Source organism: Sinomonas terricola, assembly GCF_034931225.1.
GTDB lineage: Bacteria > Actinomycetota > Actinomycetes > Actinomycetales > Micrococcaceae > Sinomonas > Sinomonas terricola.
In genome coordinates, this window is record NZ_JAYGGQ010000008.1 from 180835 (window position 1) to 195618 (window position 14784).

At 69.6% G+C, this 14784-nt stretch carries 15 protein-coding genes; 3 read left to right on the forward strand and 12 right to left on the reverse strand.

Translation table 11 applies throughout. From position 1 onward, the window contains the following. Window position 1 precedes the first annotated feature (1 nt). Genes SPF06_RS12070 through SPF06_RS12080 form a run of 3 tightly spaced genes read right to left on the reverse strand, consistent with a single transcriptional unit; the run spans window position 2 to window position 3446 of the window. Window positions 2–1666, reverse strand: coding sequence for an amidohydrolase (locus SPF06_RS12070; protein ID WP_323279304.1), 1665 nt, complete (start codon window positions 1664–1666; stop codon window positions 2–4). A 56-nt stretch (window positions 1667–1722) separates the two neighbouring features. Further along, a complete protein-coding gene (locus SPF06_RS12075) occupies window positions 1723–3231 on the reverse strand; it encodes a sodium:solute symporter family protein (protein ID WP_323279305.1) in 1509 nt (502 codons plus the stop codon). After that, window positions 3228–3446, reverse strand: coding sequence for a hypothetical protein (locus SPF06_RS12080; protein WP_323279306.1), 219 nt, complete (start codon window positions 3444–3446; stop codon window positions 3228–3230). The genes SPF06_RS12075 and SPF06_RS12080 overlap by 4 nt, the downstream gene beginning before the upstream one ends. Window positions 3447–3580: 134 nt before the next feature. On the opposite strand from SPF06_RS12080, the gene SPF06_RS12085 reads away from it, so the two are divergent. Continuing rightward, entirely contained in the window at window positions 3581–4585 is a 1005-nt protein-coding gene (locus tag SPF06_RS12085; RefSeq protein WP_323279307.1) for a LacI family DNA-binding transcriptional regulator, read from the forward strand. A 7-nt stretch (window positions 4586–4592) separates the two neighbouring features. On the opposite strand, the gene SPF06_RS12090 is transcribed toward SPF06_RS12085, so the two are convergent. The 6 genes from SPF06_RS12090 to SPF06_RS12115 form a co-directional block, all read right to left on the reverse strand. Next, entirely contained in the window at window positions 4593–5717 is a 1125-nt protein-coding gene (locus tag SPF06_RS12090; RefSeq protein ID WP_323279308.1) for an adenosine deaminase family protein, read from the reverse strand. Window positions 5718–5756: 39 nt separating this feature from the next. Further along, window positions 5757–6710, reverse strand: coding sequence for a nucleoside hydrolase (locus SPF06_RS12095; RefSeq protein ID WP_323279309.1), 954 nt, complete (start codon window positions 6708–6710; stop codon window positions 5757–5759). Continuing rightward, window positions 6707–7786, reverse strand: coding sequence for an ABC transporter substrate-binding protein (locus tag SPF06_RS12100; RefSeq protein ID WP_323279310.1), 1080 nt, complete (start codon window positions 7784–7786; stop codon window positions 6707–6709). The genes SPF06_RS12095 and SPF06_RS12100 overlap by 4 nt, the downstream gene beginning before the upstream one ends. A gap of 119 nt (window positions 7787–7905) precedes the next feature. After that, window positions 7906–8910 (reverse strand): ABC transporter ATP-binding protein, encoded by a 1005-nt coding sequence (locus SPF06_RS12105; RefSeq protein WP_323279311.1) that lies wholly within the window; start codon window positions 8908–8910, stop codon window positions 7906–7908. Further along, entirely contained in the window at window positions 8907–9779 is an 873-nt protein-coding gene (locus SPF06_RS12110) for an ABC transporter permease (RefSeq protein WP_323279312.1), read from the reverse strand. Before SPF06_RS12110 ends, SPF06_RS12105 begins: the two co-directional genes overlap by 4 nt. Further along, complete coding sequence (locus tag SPF06_RS12115) at window positions 9776–10597, reverse strand: ABC transporter permease (protein WP_323279313.1); 822 nt, start codon at window positions 10595–10597, stop codon at window positions 9776–9778. Before SPF06_RS12115 ends, SPF06_RS12110 begins: the two co-directional genes overlap by 4 nt. A 118-nt stretch (window positions 10598–10715) precedes the next feature. Here SPF06_RS12115 and SPF06_RS12120 point away from each other — a divergent pair, with 118 nt between their 5' ends. Further along, a complete protein-coding gene (locus SPF06_RS12120) occupies window positions 10716–11675 on the forward strand; it encodes a LacI family DNA-binding transcriptional regulator (protein ID WP_323279314.1) in 960 nt (319 codons plus the stop codon). Between the two features lie 82 nt (window positions 11676–11757). Here the strand turns inward: SPF06_RS12120 and SPF06_RS12125 are convergent, their stop codons facing one another. After that, window positions 11758–12804, reverse strand: coding sequence for a PDDEXK nuclease domain-containing protein (locus tag SPF06_RS12125; protein WP_323279315.1), 1047 nt, complete (start codon window positions 12802–12804; stop codon window positions 11758–11760). A gap of 211 nt (window positions 12805–13015) precedes the next feature. Between SPF06_RS12125 and SPF06_RS12130 the strand changes: the two genes are divergently transcribed. After that, window positions 13016–13768, forward strand: a complete 753-nt coding sequence (locus SPF06_RS12130) for a GntR family transcriptional regulator (RefSeq protein WP_323279316.1) — start codon at window positions 13016–13018, stop codon at window positions 13766–13768. Window positions 13769–13842: 74 nt separating this feature from the next. Here SPF06_RS12130 and SPF06_RS12135 read toward each other — a convergent pair whose 3' ends face one another. Together SPF06_RS12135 and SPF06_RS12140 are read right to left on the reverse strand one after the other, a co-directional pair. After that, entirely contained in the window at window positions 13843–14328 is a 486-nt protein-coding gene (locus tag SPF06_RS12135) for a PTS sugar transporter subunit IIA (protein WP_323279317.1), read from the reverse strand. Further along, window positions 14325–14555, reverse strand: coding sequence for a PTS sugar transporter subunit IIB (locus SPF06_RS12140; RefSeq protein WP_323279318.1), 231 nt, complete (start codon window positions 14553–14555; stop codon window positions 14325–14327). Before SPF06_RS12140 ends, SPF06_RS12135 begins: the two co-directional genes overlap by 4 nt. Window positions 14556–14784 lie beyond the last annotated feature (229 nt).

Sequence of the window (14784 nt, forward strand, 5' to 3'; positions counted from 1 at the left end):
ACTATCTTGCCCGGACACCGTCCACATAGGTCGCCACGACGTCGACGAACGCCGCGTCGTCCGGATCGAGGGCGAGGACATCTCCCCCGAAGACCGTCAGGTGGGCGGGCGCACCCGGTGCGATCCGCCCCGGTCCGTGCGTGCCTCCGATCGACCGCGCCGCGTGGGTCGTGTACCCCTCGAGCGCCATGAGGGCAGTAAGCGCCTGGTCTGGCTGGACCGGGGCGATGTCCCGTCGGCCCGCAGGGCGGCGCAGCCGCGCGTCGGCCATGAGGGCGCGCGGGTCGTACGGCGTGATCGGCCAGTCCGTCCCGAGGGCGAGGATCGCTCCGGCTTCGCGTAGGTCCCGGCAGCGCCAGCCTCTCCGGGTGCGCTCGTGCCCCACGCGCACTGACCAGTTGTCGCTCTCGTCGGCGCGCGTGTGATGCGTCGCATGCACGGGCTGCATGCTTGCGGCGACTCCGAGCTCCGCGAAGCGCGGCACGAGATCGTCCGCGAGGGTTTCGATGTGCTCGATGCGGTGGGGGCCCGTCGAGCCCGACCGCTCGATCGCGTCGAGCACGCGGCGCACCCCGCCGTCGCCGATCGCGTGCGTCGTAGTCCAGAGGCCGGCGCGGATGAAGCGGTGGAGAGTCCTCTCGTAGTCGTCAGGCGAGTGCCACACCGAGGTGGCATTCTCTCCGTAGACGTCCGGCTCGTCGAGCCACGCCGTGCCGTTGTCCACGGTGCCGTCGATGAACAGCTTCACCCCCTCGACACGCCACCGCCGCCCGCCCGAGCCCTGGAGCGCGATGATCCTCTCGGTCTCCTCCCCGCCTGCGCCCGGCCAGCAGATGGGCGAAATCCGCAGCCGAACGGGGAGCTCCGCCCGCTCCTCGGCTCGACGGAGAAGCTCTCCCGTGCCGTCGCCGAAGTCAAGCGCATGGACGCACGTGATCCCCGTTGCAGCCATACCGCCCAGCACGGCCAGGAGCCTGTCCAGCTCATCGTCGGGCGACGGCGCGGGGGCGGCGCCCGTGACAAGGTCCATCGCCGCGGCCTCGAGGAGGTACCCAGTGGGCACCCCGGCACCGTCGACGACGGCGCACGCGGTGCCGGGCAATTCCTCGCGGCCGGTCACCTTGGCCGCCGCGATCGCAGCGGCATTGGCGACGGCGGAGTGCCCGTCCCGCATGCGCGCGACCACCGGGCGGGGGAACCGGTCGAAGAGGCGGCCAGTGATCTCGCCGGCCGCGAACACATTCGGGTCGAGCCCCCAGCCGAGCAGCCACTCCCCCGGCCCGAGAGCGGCCTCCGCCTCCCGCAGCAGCCCGAGCACGCCGCCTCGGTCCTGGTCAGTGAGGTCCACGCCGCGCACGAGGTCCAGTCCCATGAGGGCGTGGACGTGGCAGTCCGTCAGCCCGGGAACGATCGTGCTGCCACGGTGATCGGCCCGTCTCGTCTCGGGGCCTGCCCACTGCTCCGTTTCGGACGCCGAGCCCACGGCGACGATCATTCCGTCACGGATCGCGATCGACTTGGCGGCCGGGTTCTCGTCATCGAGCGTATGGATGGTGTCGGCACTCACGATGAGATCGGCGGGCCGCGCCCCCCGAACGGGAGCTGGGGGCGCCGGGCTGGCGGATTCGGGCTGGGTGAGGGGCGGGGCGGCGGTCTGGCCGTTCACGCGGCTGCTCCTAGGGTTGGGGTGGGTTCGGGCGGCGGGGCGGGTTCGGGCGCAGGTCAGTCGAACGCCGGCTCGACGGTCGGACGACGGCGAGGCACCCGGAGGCGGTCGAAGAGGCCGTCGACACGGGCACGCTCCTCGGCGCTGCCGGGGAAGGCGTACGCGCAGACGATGTAGACGGCCGTGTTGAGAACGAGGGCAGCGGCGCCCGACGTGAAGCCGCCGAGCCACGGGACCGAGAGGGGGTAGGCCAGCTGCAGCACTGCGGCGGCCGTGACGCCCACGATCATCGACGCGACGGCTCCGATCGCGTTCCCGCGCCGCCAGAAGATCCCGAAGAAGAGAGTGGGCGCGAGCTGGCAGATGCCCTGGTAAGAGATCATCGCGAGGACGAAGAGCCCGGCCTGGGCACCCGCCAGGGCAAGCGCGCAGCCCGCCGCGGCGACCGTGAACACGGCGACGGCGATCCGCCCCGCGCGGGGCGTTTCGACTTGCTCACCGCGGGCGACGCCGAGGATGTCGTTGACGGTCTGGGTGCCCAGGGCCTGGAGGTTGGCGCTCACGTTGCCCATCGTGGCCATGACGACGCAGATCCCCGCGAGGGTGAGGGCCACCGGTCCGAGGTGCCGGGCGACGAGGAACCACACGTGGTCGGGAGCTTCCGCGACGTCGGGCATCGACGAGGCGAGGAGGGTCATGAGGGTCAGGGCGCCGCTGAAGACGAGCAGCGCGGGCGCGGCCTGGACGGCGGAGCGCTGGATCGTCGCCGTGCTGCGGGCTGTAAAGAGCCGCACGAAGATGTCCGGCCAGCACCAGCCGCCCAGTGTTCCCGTGAGGACGAGTGAGAAGACGTAGAGGCCGCCTGCGGGGCTGTCCGGGCCTGGGAGCCCGTAGAGCACGGGCTGGACCGCTCCGAAGCCGTGGCCGTTGGTCACGAGCCACGTGCCGAAGCCCAGTACGAGCACGAAGCCGAGGCCATAGGCGAGGAGGCCTTGGACCATGTCGCTGATCATGACGCCGCGCATCCCGAAGCGCATCGTCCAGATCTGTCGGACCGCGACGACAAGGATTCCGACGACGATCGCGCCGAGGGCGTCGACGGCACCGAACGAGAGGTACTCGAAGACGAGCGTGAGCGACTGCATTCCCATGACGAGCCATGGAAAGGACGCAACGATGCCGATCGCGGCCGAGACCACGCGAACTGCGCGCGAGCTATACCGCAGGCCGAGGAGGTCGGCCTGCGTGCGGAGGTCGAAGGCCCGGCCCCATTCATGGACGGGCTTCGCGAGGAGGAACATGAGGATCACGGCCAGGAGCGAGTAGAACAGGCCCTGGAAGCCGAGGAGGCCTGCCGTGACGGTGAGCCCGCCGAACGCGACAAAGACCGCGCCGGGGAGCCACGTGTTGAGAAACGCCATCGTGGCGAAGAACGAGCCGAAGGACCGGCCGCCCGTGGCGTAGTCGCTGAACGAGGCGGCCTTGCGCTTCGTGAGCTCCATGGCGAGGACGACGACGGCGAGTGCCGCGATCACGCCGCCGTACCCGACGATGATCGAGTTCACTGGACCTCCTCCGCGCGCTGGGTCGCGTACAGGACGACGAGGGAGACGACGGCGACGAGCGGGGCGCCGAGCGCGTATCCGAGCGCTCCGACGGGGCCGAGGCCGGCAATCGCCCAGTGGATGGGCGGGAAGAGCATGAGGACGGAATTGAGGAGGAGGACCGCGGCGACGGTGGCGCGGTGACCCGTCCGCGAGCCTGAGGGCGGGAGCTTCATGGTGCTTCCTTGAGGGCGATGGATTCTGGGGGATAGGTTTTCGGAACGTTCCGAATGATTCGACTGTACTGTTCTGGCCGTCACAGGTCAATGCGTCAATTGCGGCGTTCGGCAGCTCGACTACGATGGCTCGCATGGCCCCGCCCGTGACCCTCCTCGATCTCGCACGGGAGCTCGGCCTCTCCAAATCGACCGTCTCTGAGGCGCTCCAGGAGTCGAGCCGCGTCGCCCCCGCGACCCGAGAGCGCGTGCGGGAGGCCGCCTCTCGGCTGGGATACACGACCAATCGCGCAGCACGTAGCCTTCGCCGGAGCTCAACGGGGGCACTCGGCCTCTACATCCCCCAAGGCCTCCGCTCGTCAGTGCACTTCTACATGGAATTCGCGTTCGGAGTCGCCGACGAGGCGGCTGCGCAAGGCTACGACCTGACGCTCTTCGCGTCCTCGCCCGAGCGTGCCGCGTCCCACGGCTTCCAGGTCGACGGCGCGATCATCGTCGACGTGCTCGGCGATGACGTTGGCGCGCAACGACTCGTCCGGAACGACATCCCGATCGTCTCGGCGGGCCGCCCCGTGGAGGAGTTCGCAGAGCGCGTCGCGGCCGACGTCAGCATCGACCACACGGCGGGGGCACGCCGGGTCCTCGACGCCATGGCCTTGTCCGGCCCGGGCCGGCCCGCTCTCATCACCTCGGGGCCGGAGTTCCAGCCCACGTGGGTCGTCGACGTCGAACGCGCCTATTCCGCGTGGTGCGCCGAGCGCGGCTTCCAGGAGGCCCAGCTCGCCGTCTCGATCGCCCCTTCCGAGCACGAGCTGCGCGCCGCCGTCGTACGCGCGCTGGCCCTGCCCGACCTCGGCGGGATCGTGTGCGCCGAGCAGGGTCTCGCAGGGCGGTGCCTCGGGCTCCTCGAGCAGCTCGGCCGGCCCCCCGGACGCGGCCTCCAGCTCGCCTCGCTCGCGGGAGATCCGACGACGGAGCTCCCCGATGCGCGAATCTGGGCCATGGACCTCAGGCCCCGCGAATTCGGAGCGCAAGCCGTGAAGATGCTCCTCGACGTGATCGCGCACCCGGGCCTCCGGGGCTCCCACCGCACGCACACAGCCGTGCTCGCCGCCGCCGGCGCTCCGAGCCGCGGCTGACCGGGGCTCAGCCGATCGGAGCCCCCGCGAAGAGCTCTTCCTCGAGAGCGTCGAGCTCCGCGACGAAGCGCTTGCGCAGGCGTGCCTTCGCCTCGTCCGGCAGCCAGCACGCGTCGACGCCGTTAAGCGCGATCTGGCGCATCGCGGCGGGGCCGAGACCGAGCTCGAAGCCCGCGATGCGGTACTCGGCCGCGAGCGACGTCGGGAACATGCCCGGATCGTCGGACGCGATCACCATCTTGAGCCCCGCCTCGTGCATTGCCTTGAACGACGCGCGGCGCCAAGGCCGCCACGAGCGACGCGATGTCGTGAAGATCCCTGTGAAGGCGACCTGTTCCTCGCGGAGTCGCGCGACGACGTCGTCGTCCTCGAGCACGAAGTACCCGTGGTCGATCCGATCGCAGCCGAGGACGTCGAGGCATGTGATCGTGTTGCGGGCAACAGGGGCGTGCTCGGACGAATGCGCGGTCCGCTTGAGCCCATGCTCCCCCGCGAGCCGATACGCGGCCTCGAAGCGCTCGGGCGGGCCCAACGTCTCGAGATTGTCGAGGCCGATGCCCACGACGTCGGGATGCGGGTTATCGACGAGAGTCTGGACGAGTGCGAGCGCGTGCTCGCCGCTCTTGCTCCGGTCGACGCCCGCGATGAGGAGCCCCGTCATGCCGAACTCGGCCTCGGCCCGCCGGATGCCCGCGGCCATGGCCTCGACGTACCCTGCGTAGCCGAGGTGCGCGAGGCTCGGCGGGAGCTCGTCGAAGAAGAGCTCCAGGTGGCGGGTCGCGCTCGCGTGCGCGTCCTCGAAGGCCTCGAACACGATCCGCGTCACGTCTTCGGCGGAGCGCAGGCAGTCGAGAACCCACGTCGAGGCCTGGAAGAGGGAATATGAGACCTCGGGCTCGTCCGCCGAGGGCCCCTGCGGGACGGGGATCCGCGTCGACCGGTACAGCGCGGGATCCGGCGGACGCGAATTGATGTTCTTGAACACCACGAGGGGGTCCTCGGGCAGCACGATGCGCTCCCGGCGGGCAAGCTCTGCGAACGTCGAGGCCCTCACGGTCCCTGTGAGGTGGACGTGGAGGTCCGCCTTCGGCATCCGGTCGAGGTAGGCGCCGTAGTCACGGCTGTCGGTCATGAGAGTTTCTCCTCCGGCCCCCGCAAGGGCACATGTCGGTCAGAACGGTGGGACGGAAGGCCGCCGGAGCGCAGTCACTCGCTCGACGAGCAGCTGCGTGAATCGCCCGGACGCGACGGCTGCCCCGTAGCGGACGTTCGCCGCGCGGCCCGAGACGCCTCGCACATCGGCGACGACCGCACCCCGCGTGAGCGTCCCGTCGAGCTCGACGGTCGCCGCGGCGTCGGCCCATTCGATGAGGCCCGGGTCGAACACGGCCGCGATAGCGAGCGCGTCGTGCATGACGGCGACATCGGGCCGCCCGCGCGCGGCCATCGCGTCGCACATGCCCACGAGCATGCGCCCGATGGTTCCTGTAGCCGAGGGCAGCTCGGCGAGCGCGGTCGCGGCGGCCCTGTCGATAACGGCCTCGCGTGTGACGTCGAGCGGCACGAGCTCGACGGGCCGTGCGGCCCTGAGGACGGCGGCAGCCGCCTCGGGGTCCGCGAAGAAGTTGAATTCGGCGGCCAGGGTGACGTTGCCCTGGGCGAAGACGGCGCCGCCCATGATCACGAGCCGATCGAGCGCGGCTACCGTTCGCGGGTACTCGGCGAAGAGGCGGGCGACGTCGGTCAGGGGGCCAAGCGCGACGAGGGTCACTTCCCCAGGGCGGCCGAGGATAGTCCTCGCGAGGTGCTCGACGGCGTCGTGCTCGATCCGGCGGGACGACGGCGGGAGCCGCACCCCGCCCAAGCCGCCCGCGCCGTGCACCGGCTCGTCGGGAACGCGCTCCCCGCGGAGCGGTCCCGACGCCCCGGAATGCACGGCCAGCTCAGCTGGCGCGCCGAAGAGGTCGAGCAGGGCCGCGGCGTTGGCGGACGACGTCTCGACGGAGACGTTGCCCGCCGTCGCCGCCACAGCGAGCACGTCGAGCTCGGGCGAGGCGAAGGCCAGCGCGAGCGCGACGGCGTCGTCGACTCCCGGGTCGCAGCTGATGACGACCGGGCGGGTCACTTCGAGGTGACCTCGCGGGCGTAGCGCTCGACCCACGCGGCTCGGTTCTGCACGATCGGATCCATGTCGAGCACCGTGAAGCCGGCGGCGATCGGATCCTTCGCTGCGGGGCCCGAGACCTTCGTGAGGAGGTCGGGGAGCTTCGCGTCCGGGTCGACCGGCTTGTCGCCGTAGGCCGCGGCCGCGGCGGACTGGGCCTCGGCGGAGAGCAGGTAGTCGATGAACTTGGCGGAATTGCCCGGGTGTTCGGTGCCCTTGACGATCATCGCGCGGTTCGTCGACATGTACTTGCCCGTCTCAGCCGGCGTCCACGCGACCGGGGCACCCGAGGAGACGAGGCTGCTCGCGAAGCCGTCGAGGGCGGGGGCGAGCACGATCTCCTTCTGCTGGATGAGGTTCGTGACCTCGGTCGAGGAGCTGTAGAACTTGAGGGTCGACGGCGCGAGCGTGCCGAGCTTCGCGAAGCCCTTGTCGACGTCGAACGGCCCCGAGCCGTACGCCGCGGAGATGCCCGAGAGCGTGAGCTGGCCCGACGTGGCGGCGTAGTCCGGGAGAGAGATCTTGCGTGCGTTCGCGGGATCGGCGAGGGTATTCCACTTCGCGGCCTTCGCCGCGTCCATGACATCAGTGCGGTACATCATGCCGTTGAGCTGGAACGTGTAGGCGGGGCCGTTGAGGGCGCCATCCGTCGCGAACTTGGCGACCTTCGCCATGTTCGGCACCTTGGCCGGATCGACCTTGTCGAAGAGGCCCTTGGACTGGCCCACGGCCGCGTAGAAGTCCGAGATGAGCATGACGTCGACGCCCGAGTTCTTGTTGACCCCGAGCTTCGAGATGCGATCGGCATTCGATCCGGTCTCGACTTCGACCTCGATGCCTGTGGCCTTCGTGAACGGCTCGACGACCGCCTTCTTGAACGCGTCGACGCCGAACGGGAACGTGCTCACGACGAGCTTCTTCTCCTCCGTGGCGCCGGTTTGGGCGGACTGGGCGCTCCCTTCACAGGCGGAAAGGGCGAGTGTCGCGGTGAGGAGGGCTGCGCCGAGGGCGAGGCCCTTCCGAGCGGTGATCTTCATGGGCTCTGCTTTCGTTGCTCAGGGTGGGGTGGATGGGCGGGGAGGACGGGTGGGGGCGGGGAGGACAGGTGAGGGGCGGGGGGCGGGTGGATGGGCGGGGGGTGGAAGGACTGCCGCGTTCAGCCCGCGAGCGGCACGAGGTCCGCAGTTCGGATGCCGGCCGTCACGCGGGCGCCCGGCTCAAGCCGCGTCCCGGAATCCGCGCGCACCGCCGCGACGAGCTCGACGTCGTCGCCCGCGGCGTCCGTTGCCGTGGCCCGGACCATGAGGTCGACGCCGCGGTACGCAACCTGGGTGACGACCGCCGGGAAGCCGTGGGCGCCGTCGTCGAGCGCCGCCTCGTGGCCGAGCAGGCGGAGGTTCTCGGGTCGGACGGTCGCGGACGCGTGCTCGCGGGTCGCGAAGAAGTTCTCGTAGCCCATGAACTCGGCCACGAATCGGTCGGTCGGCCGCTCGAAGACCTCCTGGGGCGTGTCTTTCTGCATGATCTTCCCGCTGCGCATGAGGACCATGACGTCGCTCATCTCGAGCGCCTCCTCCTGGTCGTGCGTCACGAGGACGACCGTGAGGCCCGTCTGCTGCTGGATGCGGCGGATCTCGGAGCGCATCTGGAGTCGCAGCCGCGCGTCGAGGTTGGAGAGGGGCTCGTCGAGGAGCAGGATCTCGGGCTGGATTGCGATCGCGCGGGCCAGGGCGACGCGCTGCTGCTGTCCGCCCGAAAGCGCCTTGGGCTTGCGGTCGCCAAGATGCCCGAGGCCGACCATGTCGAGCGCCTCGGCGACGCGCCGCCGTCGTTCTGGCCCTGCGACCTTGCGGAGCTTGAGCCCGTAGCCGACGTTCTCCCCCACGCTCAGGTGCGGGAAGAGCGCGTAGCTCTGGAAGACCATGCCGAGGTTGCGCTTCTCGGGTGGGAGGGCCGTCGCGTCGCGCCCGCCGATCTCGATGCGGCCCGAGGTGGGCCGCGTGTAGCCGGCGAGCATGCGCAGCGTCGTCGTCTTGCCGCAGCCGCTCGGGCCGAGGAGCGTCGTGAGCTTTCCGGCTTCGATGTCCAGGTCCAGGCGGTCGACGGCGGTGAAGTCGCCGAAGACCTGGCTCACCTCGCTGAGCCTCGCTGCAGGGTTCATCTGTTGATACCTCCGAAGATCTTGGCGAAGCCGACGGCCCGCTCGGCGAGCATGGCGACGAGGACGGTGGCCGCCAGGATGAGGGTGGACATGGCGGCGATCATGGGGTCGTACGACTGCTGGACGTAGTCGAGCATGGTCACGGGAAGCGTCGCGAACTTGCGTCCCTGCAGGAGCAGCGAGAGCGGGACGTTGTTGAACGACGTCACGAACCCCAAGAGCGACGCCGAGACGATGCCCGGCCGCAGGAGAGGCAGCGTGATCGAGGTGAAGACCGTGAACGGCCCGGCGCCGAGACCGCGCGCGGCCTCCTCGACAAACGGATCGGCGAGAGCGAGCGAGGCGCCCGTGACGCGCACGGCGTACGGGATGAGCAGGGCCGTGTGGCCCACGAGCAGCGCGGCGAAGCTCGAGACGCCGAGCGCCGCGATGAGCTGCTGGTAGAGCGCGAGGCCGACGACGAGCTCGGGGACAATGAGCGGCGAGAGGAAGAGGCCCTGCACCCAGGCCTTGCTGCGGAGACGCCCGCGTTCGAGCGCGAGGGCGGCGGGCACGCCGAGGACGAGGGCGAAGAGGGTCGCGAGGGCCGCGAGCTCGGTGCTCTGCAGGAGTGAGGCCATGAACGGCTTGTAGGCCGCCGCGGCGCCGAACCACTTGAAGGAGAAGCTGTCCGGCGGGAACTTGAGGCTGTCGCCTCCCGAGAATGCCGCGGCGACGACGAACAGGATCGGCACAATCATCACGATGTAGCCCAGCACGGCGAACGCTCCGAGGACGGGGCGGCGTTCGACGGCGGGGCGACGCACGGGGCGGGCGCTCCGCGGCGCGCGCGACGCGGTCGTCTCGGGTGCGCGGGTATTGAGGCTCATGCGACGCTCCCCTTCCGTCCGGCGAGGGCGGCCGACGCGGCCGAGACGAGGAACACGAGCGCGGTCATGATGATCGCGACGGCGGAGGCTGCGGCCCAGTCGATGCTCACCGAGGAGTAGTTGAAGAGCTGGGTCGCAAGCATGCGCTGGTTGCTTCCGCCGAGCAGATACGGCGTCGTGTACGCGGTCGTCGAGCCGGCGAAGACGAGCGTCGCAGCGACGACGACGCCCGGCAGCGACAGCGGGAGGGTCACGGTCCACAGCGCGCGGGTCCGGGACGCGCCGAGACCCCGCGCGGCGTCCTCGAGTCCGCCGTCAACCTGCGCGACCGCGGAGTAGCACGAGATGATCGCGAGCGGGAGGAACAGCTGGAGGAGGCCCAGCACGATCGCCGTCTCGGTGTAGAGGAGCTGCGGGGCCGGGAGCCCCAGGGCCGTGGCGATCTGGCCGATCACTCCGTTCTTGCCCAGGAGCACGAGCCACCCGTACGTGCGGACGACGTTGCTGAGGAGCAGGGGGAAGATCGCGAGCGCGAGGAGCAGGCCGGCCCACCGAGAGGTCGAGCGGGCCAGGAGCAGCGCGATGGGGAAGCCGAGCGCGACGCTCAGGACCGTGACGAGCAGGCCGAGGCCCACCGTGCGCCAGATGATCGCGAGATCGTAGGGGTCCTGGAGCATGCGACCGAGGCGCGCGATGACGTCCCCTGCCGTGACGCCGGGCGGAGCGAACAGGAGCATGAGCGCCGGGATGCAGAAGCCGAGGACGATGAAGACGACCCCTGGCGCGAGCAGCATGAGCGCGGACTTCTTGGGCAGCACCGAACGGGACTCCGTTCCGAGGTAGCGTTGGACAAATCGATGAACCCGGTTCCACAACCGGTTTCATATACCCTGTAGGCTACACACAAATGAAACCCAGTGGGAAGGGCGGGCAAAGATGACGCTGGCTGATGTCGCCGCGCTCGCGGGCGTCTCGAAGGCCACGGCCTCGCGTGCCATGAACCAGCCTCAGCTCGTCGCACCCGAAACGCGCCGGCGCGTCGAGGAGGCTGCCACGACGCTCGGCTTCTCGGTCAACCGCGCGGCCCGCGCGCTCGCGAAGGGATCGACCGGCCTCGTCTCGATCGTCGTCCCGACACTCGAGAACACCTTCTTCACTCCGATCATCCAAGGCGCCCAGCGCGCCGCCGAGGCGGGCGACCTCCACGCAACCGTCGCCGTGCTGCCCGGAGAGACGGAGGCCGAGCGCGAGCGCCTCGTGCGGCTCGCCGATCAGGTCGACGGCTTCGTCCTCGCCTCGCCGCGCTCGTCCGGCACGTTCCTCCGGACGCTCTCGGAGCGCAAGCCCCTCGTGACCGTCGATCGGCAGGTCGACGGGCTGCCCTCGGTGATCGCCGATACGCCCAAGGCGCTCTCGGGCCTCGTTTCAGGGCTCATCGATGCGGGACACACGAGGATCGCCTACGTCGGAGGCCCGGAGGGGTCCTGGATGGACGCGCGCCGCGTCCACGCGATCGAGGCAGCGGCAGGCGACTCGTGCGACGTCGTCGTGCTTGGCCCCGTGCCCCCGGTGTTCCGCTCCGGCGTCGCCCTTGCCCGCGAGCTCGTGGCGACCCGCGCGACGGCGGTCATCGTCTACGCGAGCGCGATCGCCCTCGGGCTCCTGTTCGCGCTCGAGCGCGAGGGGGTCGCCGTTCCCGGCGACCTCACGATTGCGAGTGCCGATGACCTCGCCGTCGGACTGCTCGAAGGCCTCGGAGTGACGGCCCTCCACGTCGACGCCGACCGCGTGGGAGAGACCGCCATGGCGACTCTCCTCACGATGCTCAGCACGGGCTCAGCGCCCGCGCCGCTTCACCAGCGGGTCGCCGTCCCCCTTCACTGGGGGTCACCGTAGCATCCGTCGGGGCATGGGCCGGAACAAGGCCCGCAGCGACGGCAGAGCTCGGACTCCCGGGCTATTCGCTCGGACTCCCGGGCTATTCGCTCGGACTCCCGGCACCGCCGTGGGCGAGGGCTGCTGTTATGGCCGCGGGGGACGGAAGCGCTGCCTTCTCCTCTGCCGGCAGCGTCTCGTATGTGTAGGACGTCACGGCGAGGGGCTGGGTCGAGCCGTCCAGGGCATAGCGGACTGTGCGGTCGTTCTTTGATCCGCACACTAGGATTCCCACCGTGGGGGCGTGGTGGTGCAGGCGTAGCAGGTCGTCGACCACTGCGACGTAGAAGTTCAGCTGGCCCAGATGCTCGGGCCTGAACTTGCCCGCCTTCAGCTCCACCACCACGTAGCGGTTGCTCGGGATGTGAAACAGGAGCAGGTCGATGAAGAACTCGTCGTCGCCCTCGATGGTCAGACGGTACTGCCTGGCCACGAAGGCGAAGCCTGGTCCGAACTCGGCCAGGGTCTGCGACATGCGCAGTGTCATGGCCTCCTCAATCGCGAGCTCCTCGGCCTCCTCTGTCAGTCCCAGGAAGTCGAGCACGAGCGGATCCTTGGCAAGGTCTCGGGAGAGGTCGGTCCCCTCCCCCGGCAGCCGGGCCTCCAGATTATTCGGCGCCGCTCCTGTCCTGGTGTGCAGCCGCGTGAGAATGTGGTGCTCGAGAACAGGCCGCGACCAGCCGTGCTGAACGGCCTTCGCGGCGTACCAGTCGCGGGTTGGGCGGTCCTTGAACTTGGTCAACAGGATTGTGATGTGTCCCCACGGCAATTCTGCAACAGCTTGTTGCTGAATTGGGCCGGGCCCGTTCCAGGCCGACGCGAAGGAGCGCATGTAGGCCAGATTCCGTGGCGAGAATCCTTTCATGTGGGGGAACTCGGCGCGCAGGTCGGCGGAGAGCCGCCCCAAGACCTTGCTGCCCCATGATTCGATGGCCTGCCGGTTCAGGATCGTCCGGCCGATCCCCCAGTACAGCTCGATCATCGCCGTGTTCGCGGCACGGCGGGCGCGGTGCTGGGCGCTGCGGACCTGGTCCCTGAGGGAGGCCAGAACCTCGGCGTAGCCGCGGGGCAATTCCTGCTCGAGCTCCATGCCACCCGACCCTAGCTTGAGGGTCCGACAGCCCTACGAGGAGCCGCACTGCGACCGGCAAATGGCGGTCTCTCTGGATACCCAGAGCGCACGCCGGGTCGCGTCCCTGCGGCGATCCCCATTGGCCGCAGGCGGAGCCCACGCCGTAGCCTCAACCTCCTGATGGTCTGAACTGGTACTATCCAATTCAGTCCGGCAAGGAAGGCGAGTCATGGCGATCAGCAGCACGGCGGAGAAGCGTCCTGGCGCCGCCATGATCGAGAACAGCCAGATCCCCAAGCACGAGCAGCTCCACGCGATCCTCCTGCGAATCGCCAAGGACGAGCTCGGTCCGGGAGAGCGCGTGCCGAGCGAGCGCACGCTCATGGACCAGTTCGGGGTCAGCCGCATCACCGTGCGTGCGGCCATCGGCCGGCTCGTGAACGAGGGCCATCTCGTGAGGGTCCCCGGCAAGGGCACGTTCGTCTCGGAGGGAGCCGTCCAGTCGACGCTCCACCTCGCATCCTTCACGCAGGAGATGGAGGCCCAGGGCCACAAACCGAGCACGATCGTGCTCGAGGCCGCGCAACTGCTCCCGCCGGCGGCCACGGCCAAGGCCCTCGGCCTCGGCCGGACGCAAGAGGCCTATCACCTCAGGAGGCTCCGCCTCGCAGACGGCAGGCCCGTGAGCGTCGACGACGCGTGGTACAACGCGAGCCTCGTCGAAGGGCTCCTCGACATCGACCTGACCGGTTCGGTCTATCGCGCGCTCGCCTCCGAGTTCGGCCACCAGATCGATCGCGCGCGGCAGTCCGTGCGGGCCGAGGGCGCGCCGGCGGACATCGCGGTGCTCCTCGGCGCGGAGCCAGGCGCGCCGGTACTGTTCTTCGACCGCGTCTCGTTCTCGGGCGAACACGCCATCGAGCACGCGCGCTCGTGGTATCGGTCGGACCGCTACGCGCTCACGATGGAAGTCCACCTCTGACGCCTGCGGGCCTGGCCCGCTGGGAATAGCTCGGCGCCCGGCGCGTTTCACGCCGGGCGCCGGAAGAGGACGCGTCAGGCCGGGCGCACCCAGCTGAAGAGCTGCTCCCCTGCGGCCACGGAGCCTTCTGCGAGCAGCGTCGCCGTGTCCGCCTTGGAATCAAGGACGACGACGGGGCTCACGAGTGAGTAGCCCGCGGCAATCGCCGCCTGCGGATCGACGCGCATGATGGGTGCGCCGGCGGCGACCTGGTCGCCCTGCGCGGCCAGGATCGTGAAGCCCTCCCCCTTGAGCTTCACGGTGTCGATGCCGACGTGCGTGAGGACACCTCGCCCGCTCGCGTCGACGACGACGAAGGCGTGCGGAAGCAGCTTGACGATCTTGCCGGCAACCGGGGAGACGACGTCGAACGCCTCGGGAGCGGGTTCGACCCCTGCGCCCGAGCCGACCATCTGGCCCGAGAACACGGGGTCGGGAACCTCGGCGATGGGGACGACGCGTCCGCTCAGCGGCGAGAGGACGACGATGGGCTCATCACGCGCTGTAAGTCCTTGACTCACAGGAGGTCCTCGATGTCCTCGGCGAGCGTATCTGCCTCAGGTCCCACGATCACCTGGACCGCAGATCCGGCCGCCAGCACGCCGTGGGCACCGGCGGCCTTGAGGACGTCTTCCTTGACGAGCGAGGCGTCCTTCACCTCGGTGCGGAGACGCGTGATGCACGCCTCGATCTCCACAATGTTGCCGGCTCCGCCGAGCCCCTCGATGATCTTCTCCGCCTTTGACATGGCATTCCTCTCTGGTGGGACAACGAGACCAGTGTGGGTCCGATTCGCCGCGGCGTCACGCTTGACATCGTGAGCTGGGACACTCGAGACTGAACTGGTCATAACCGGACAGTACCTGTAAGAAGGCACTCTTCACAAGACCCCGGTTCCCATCCGATTCACGCAAAGGTGCATGCGATGTCTACCTCTGATGCGGCCGTGGTGGCCGAGAAGAAGCCGAACGCGGTCT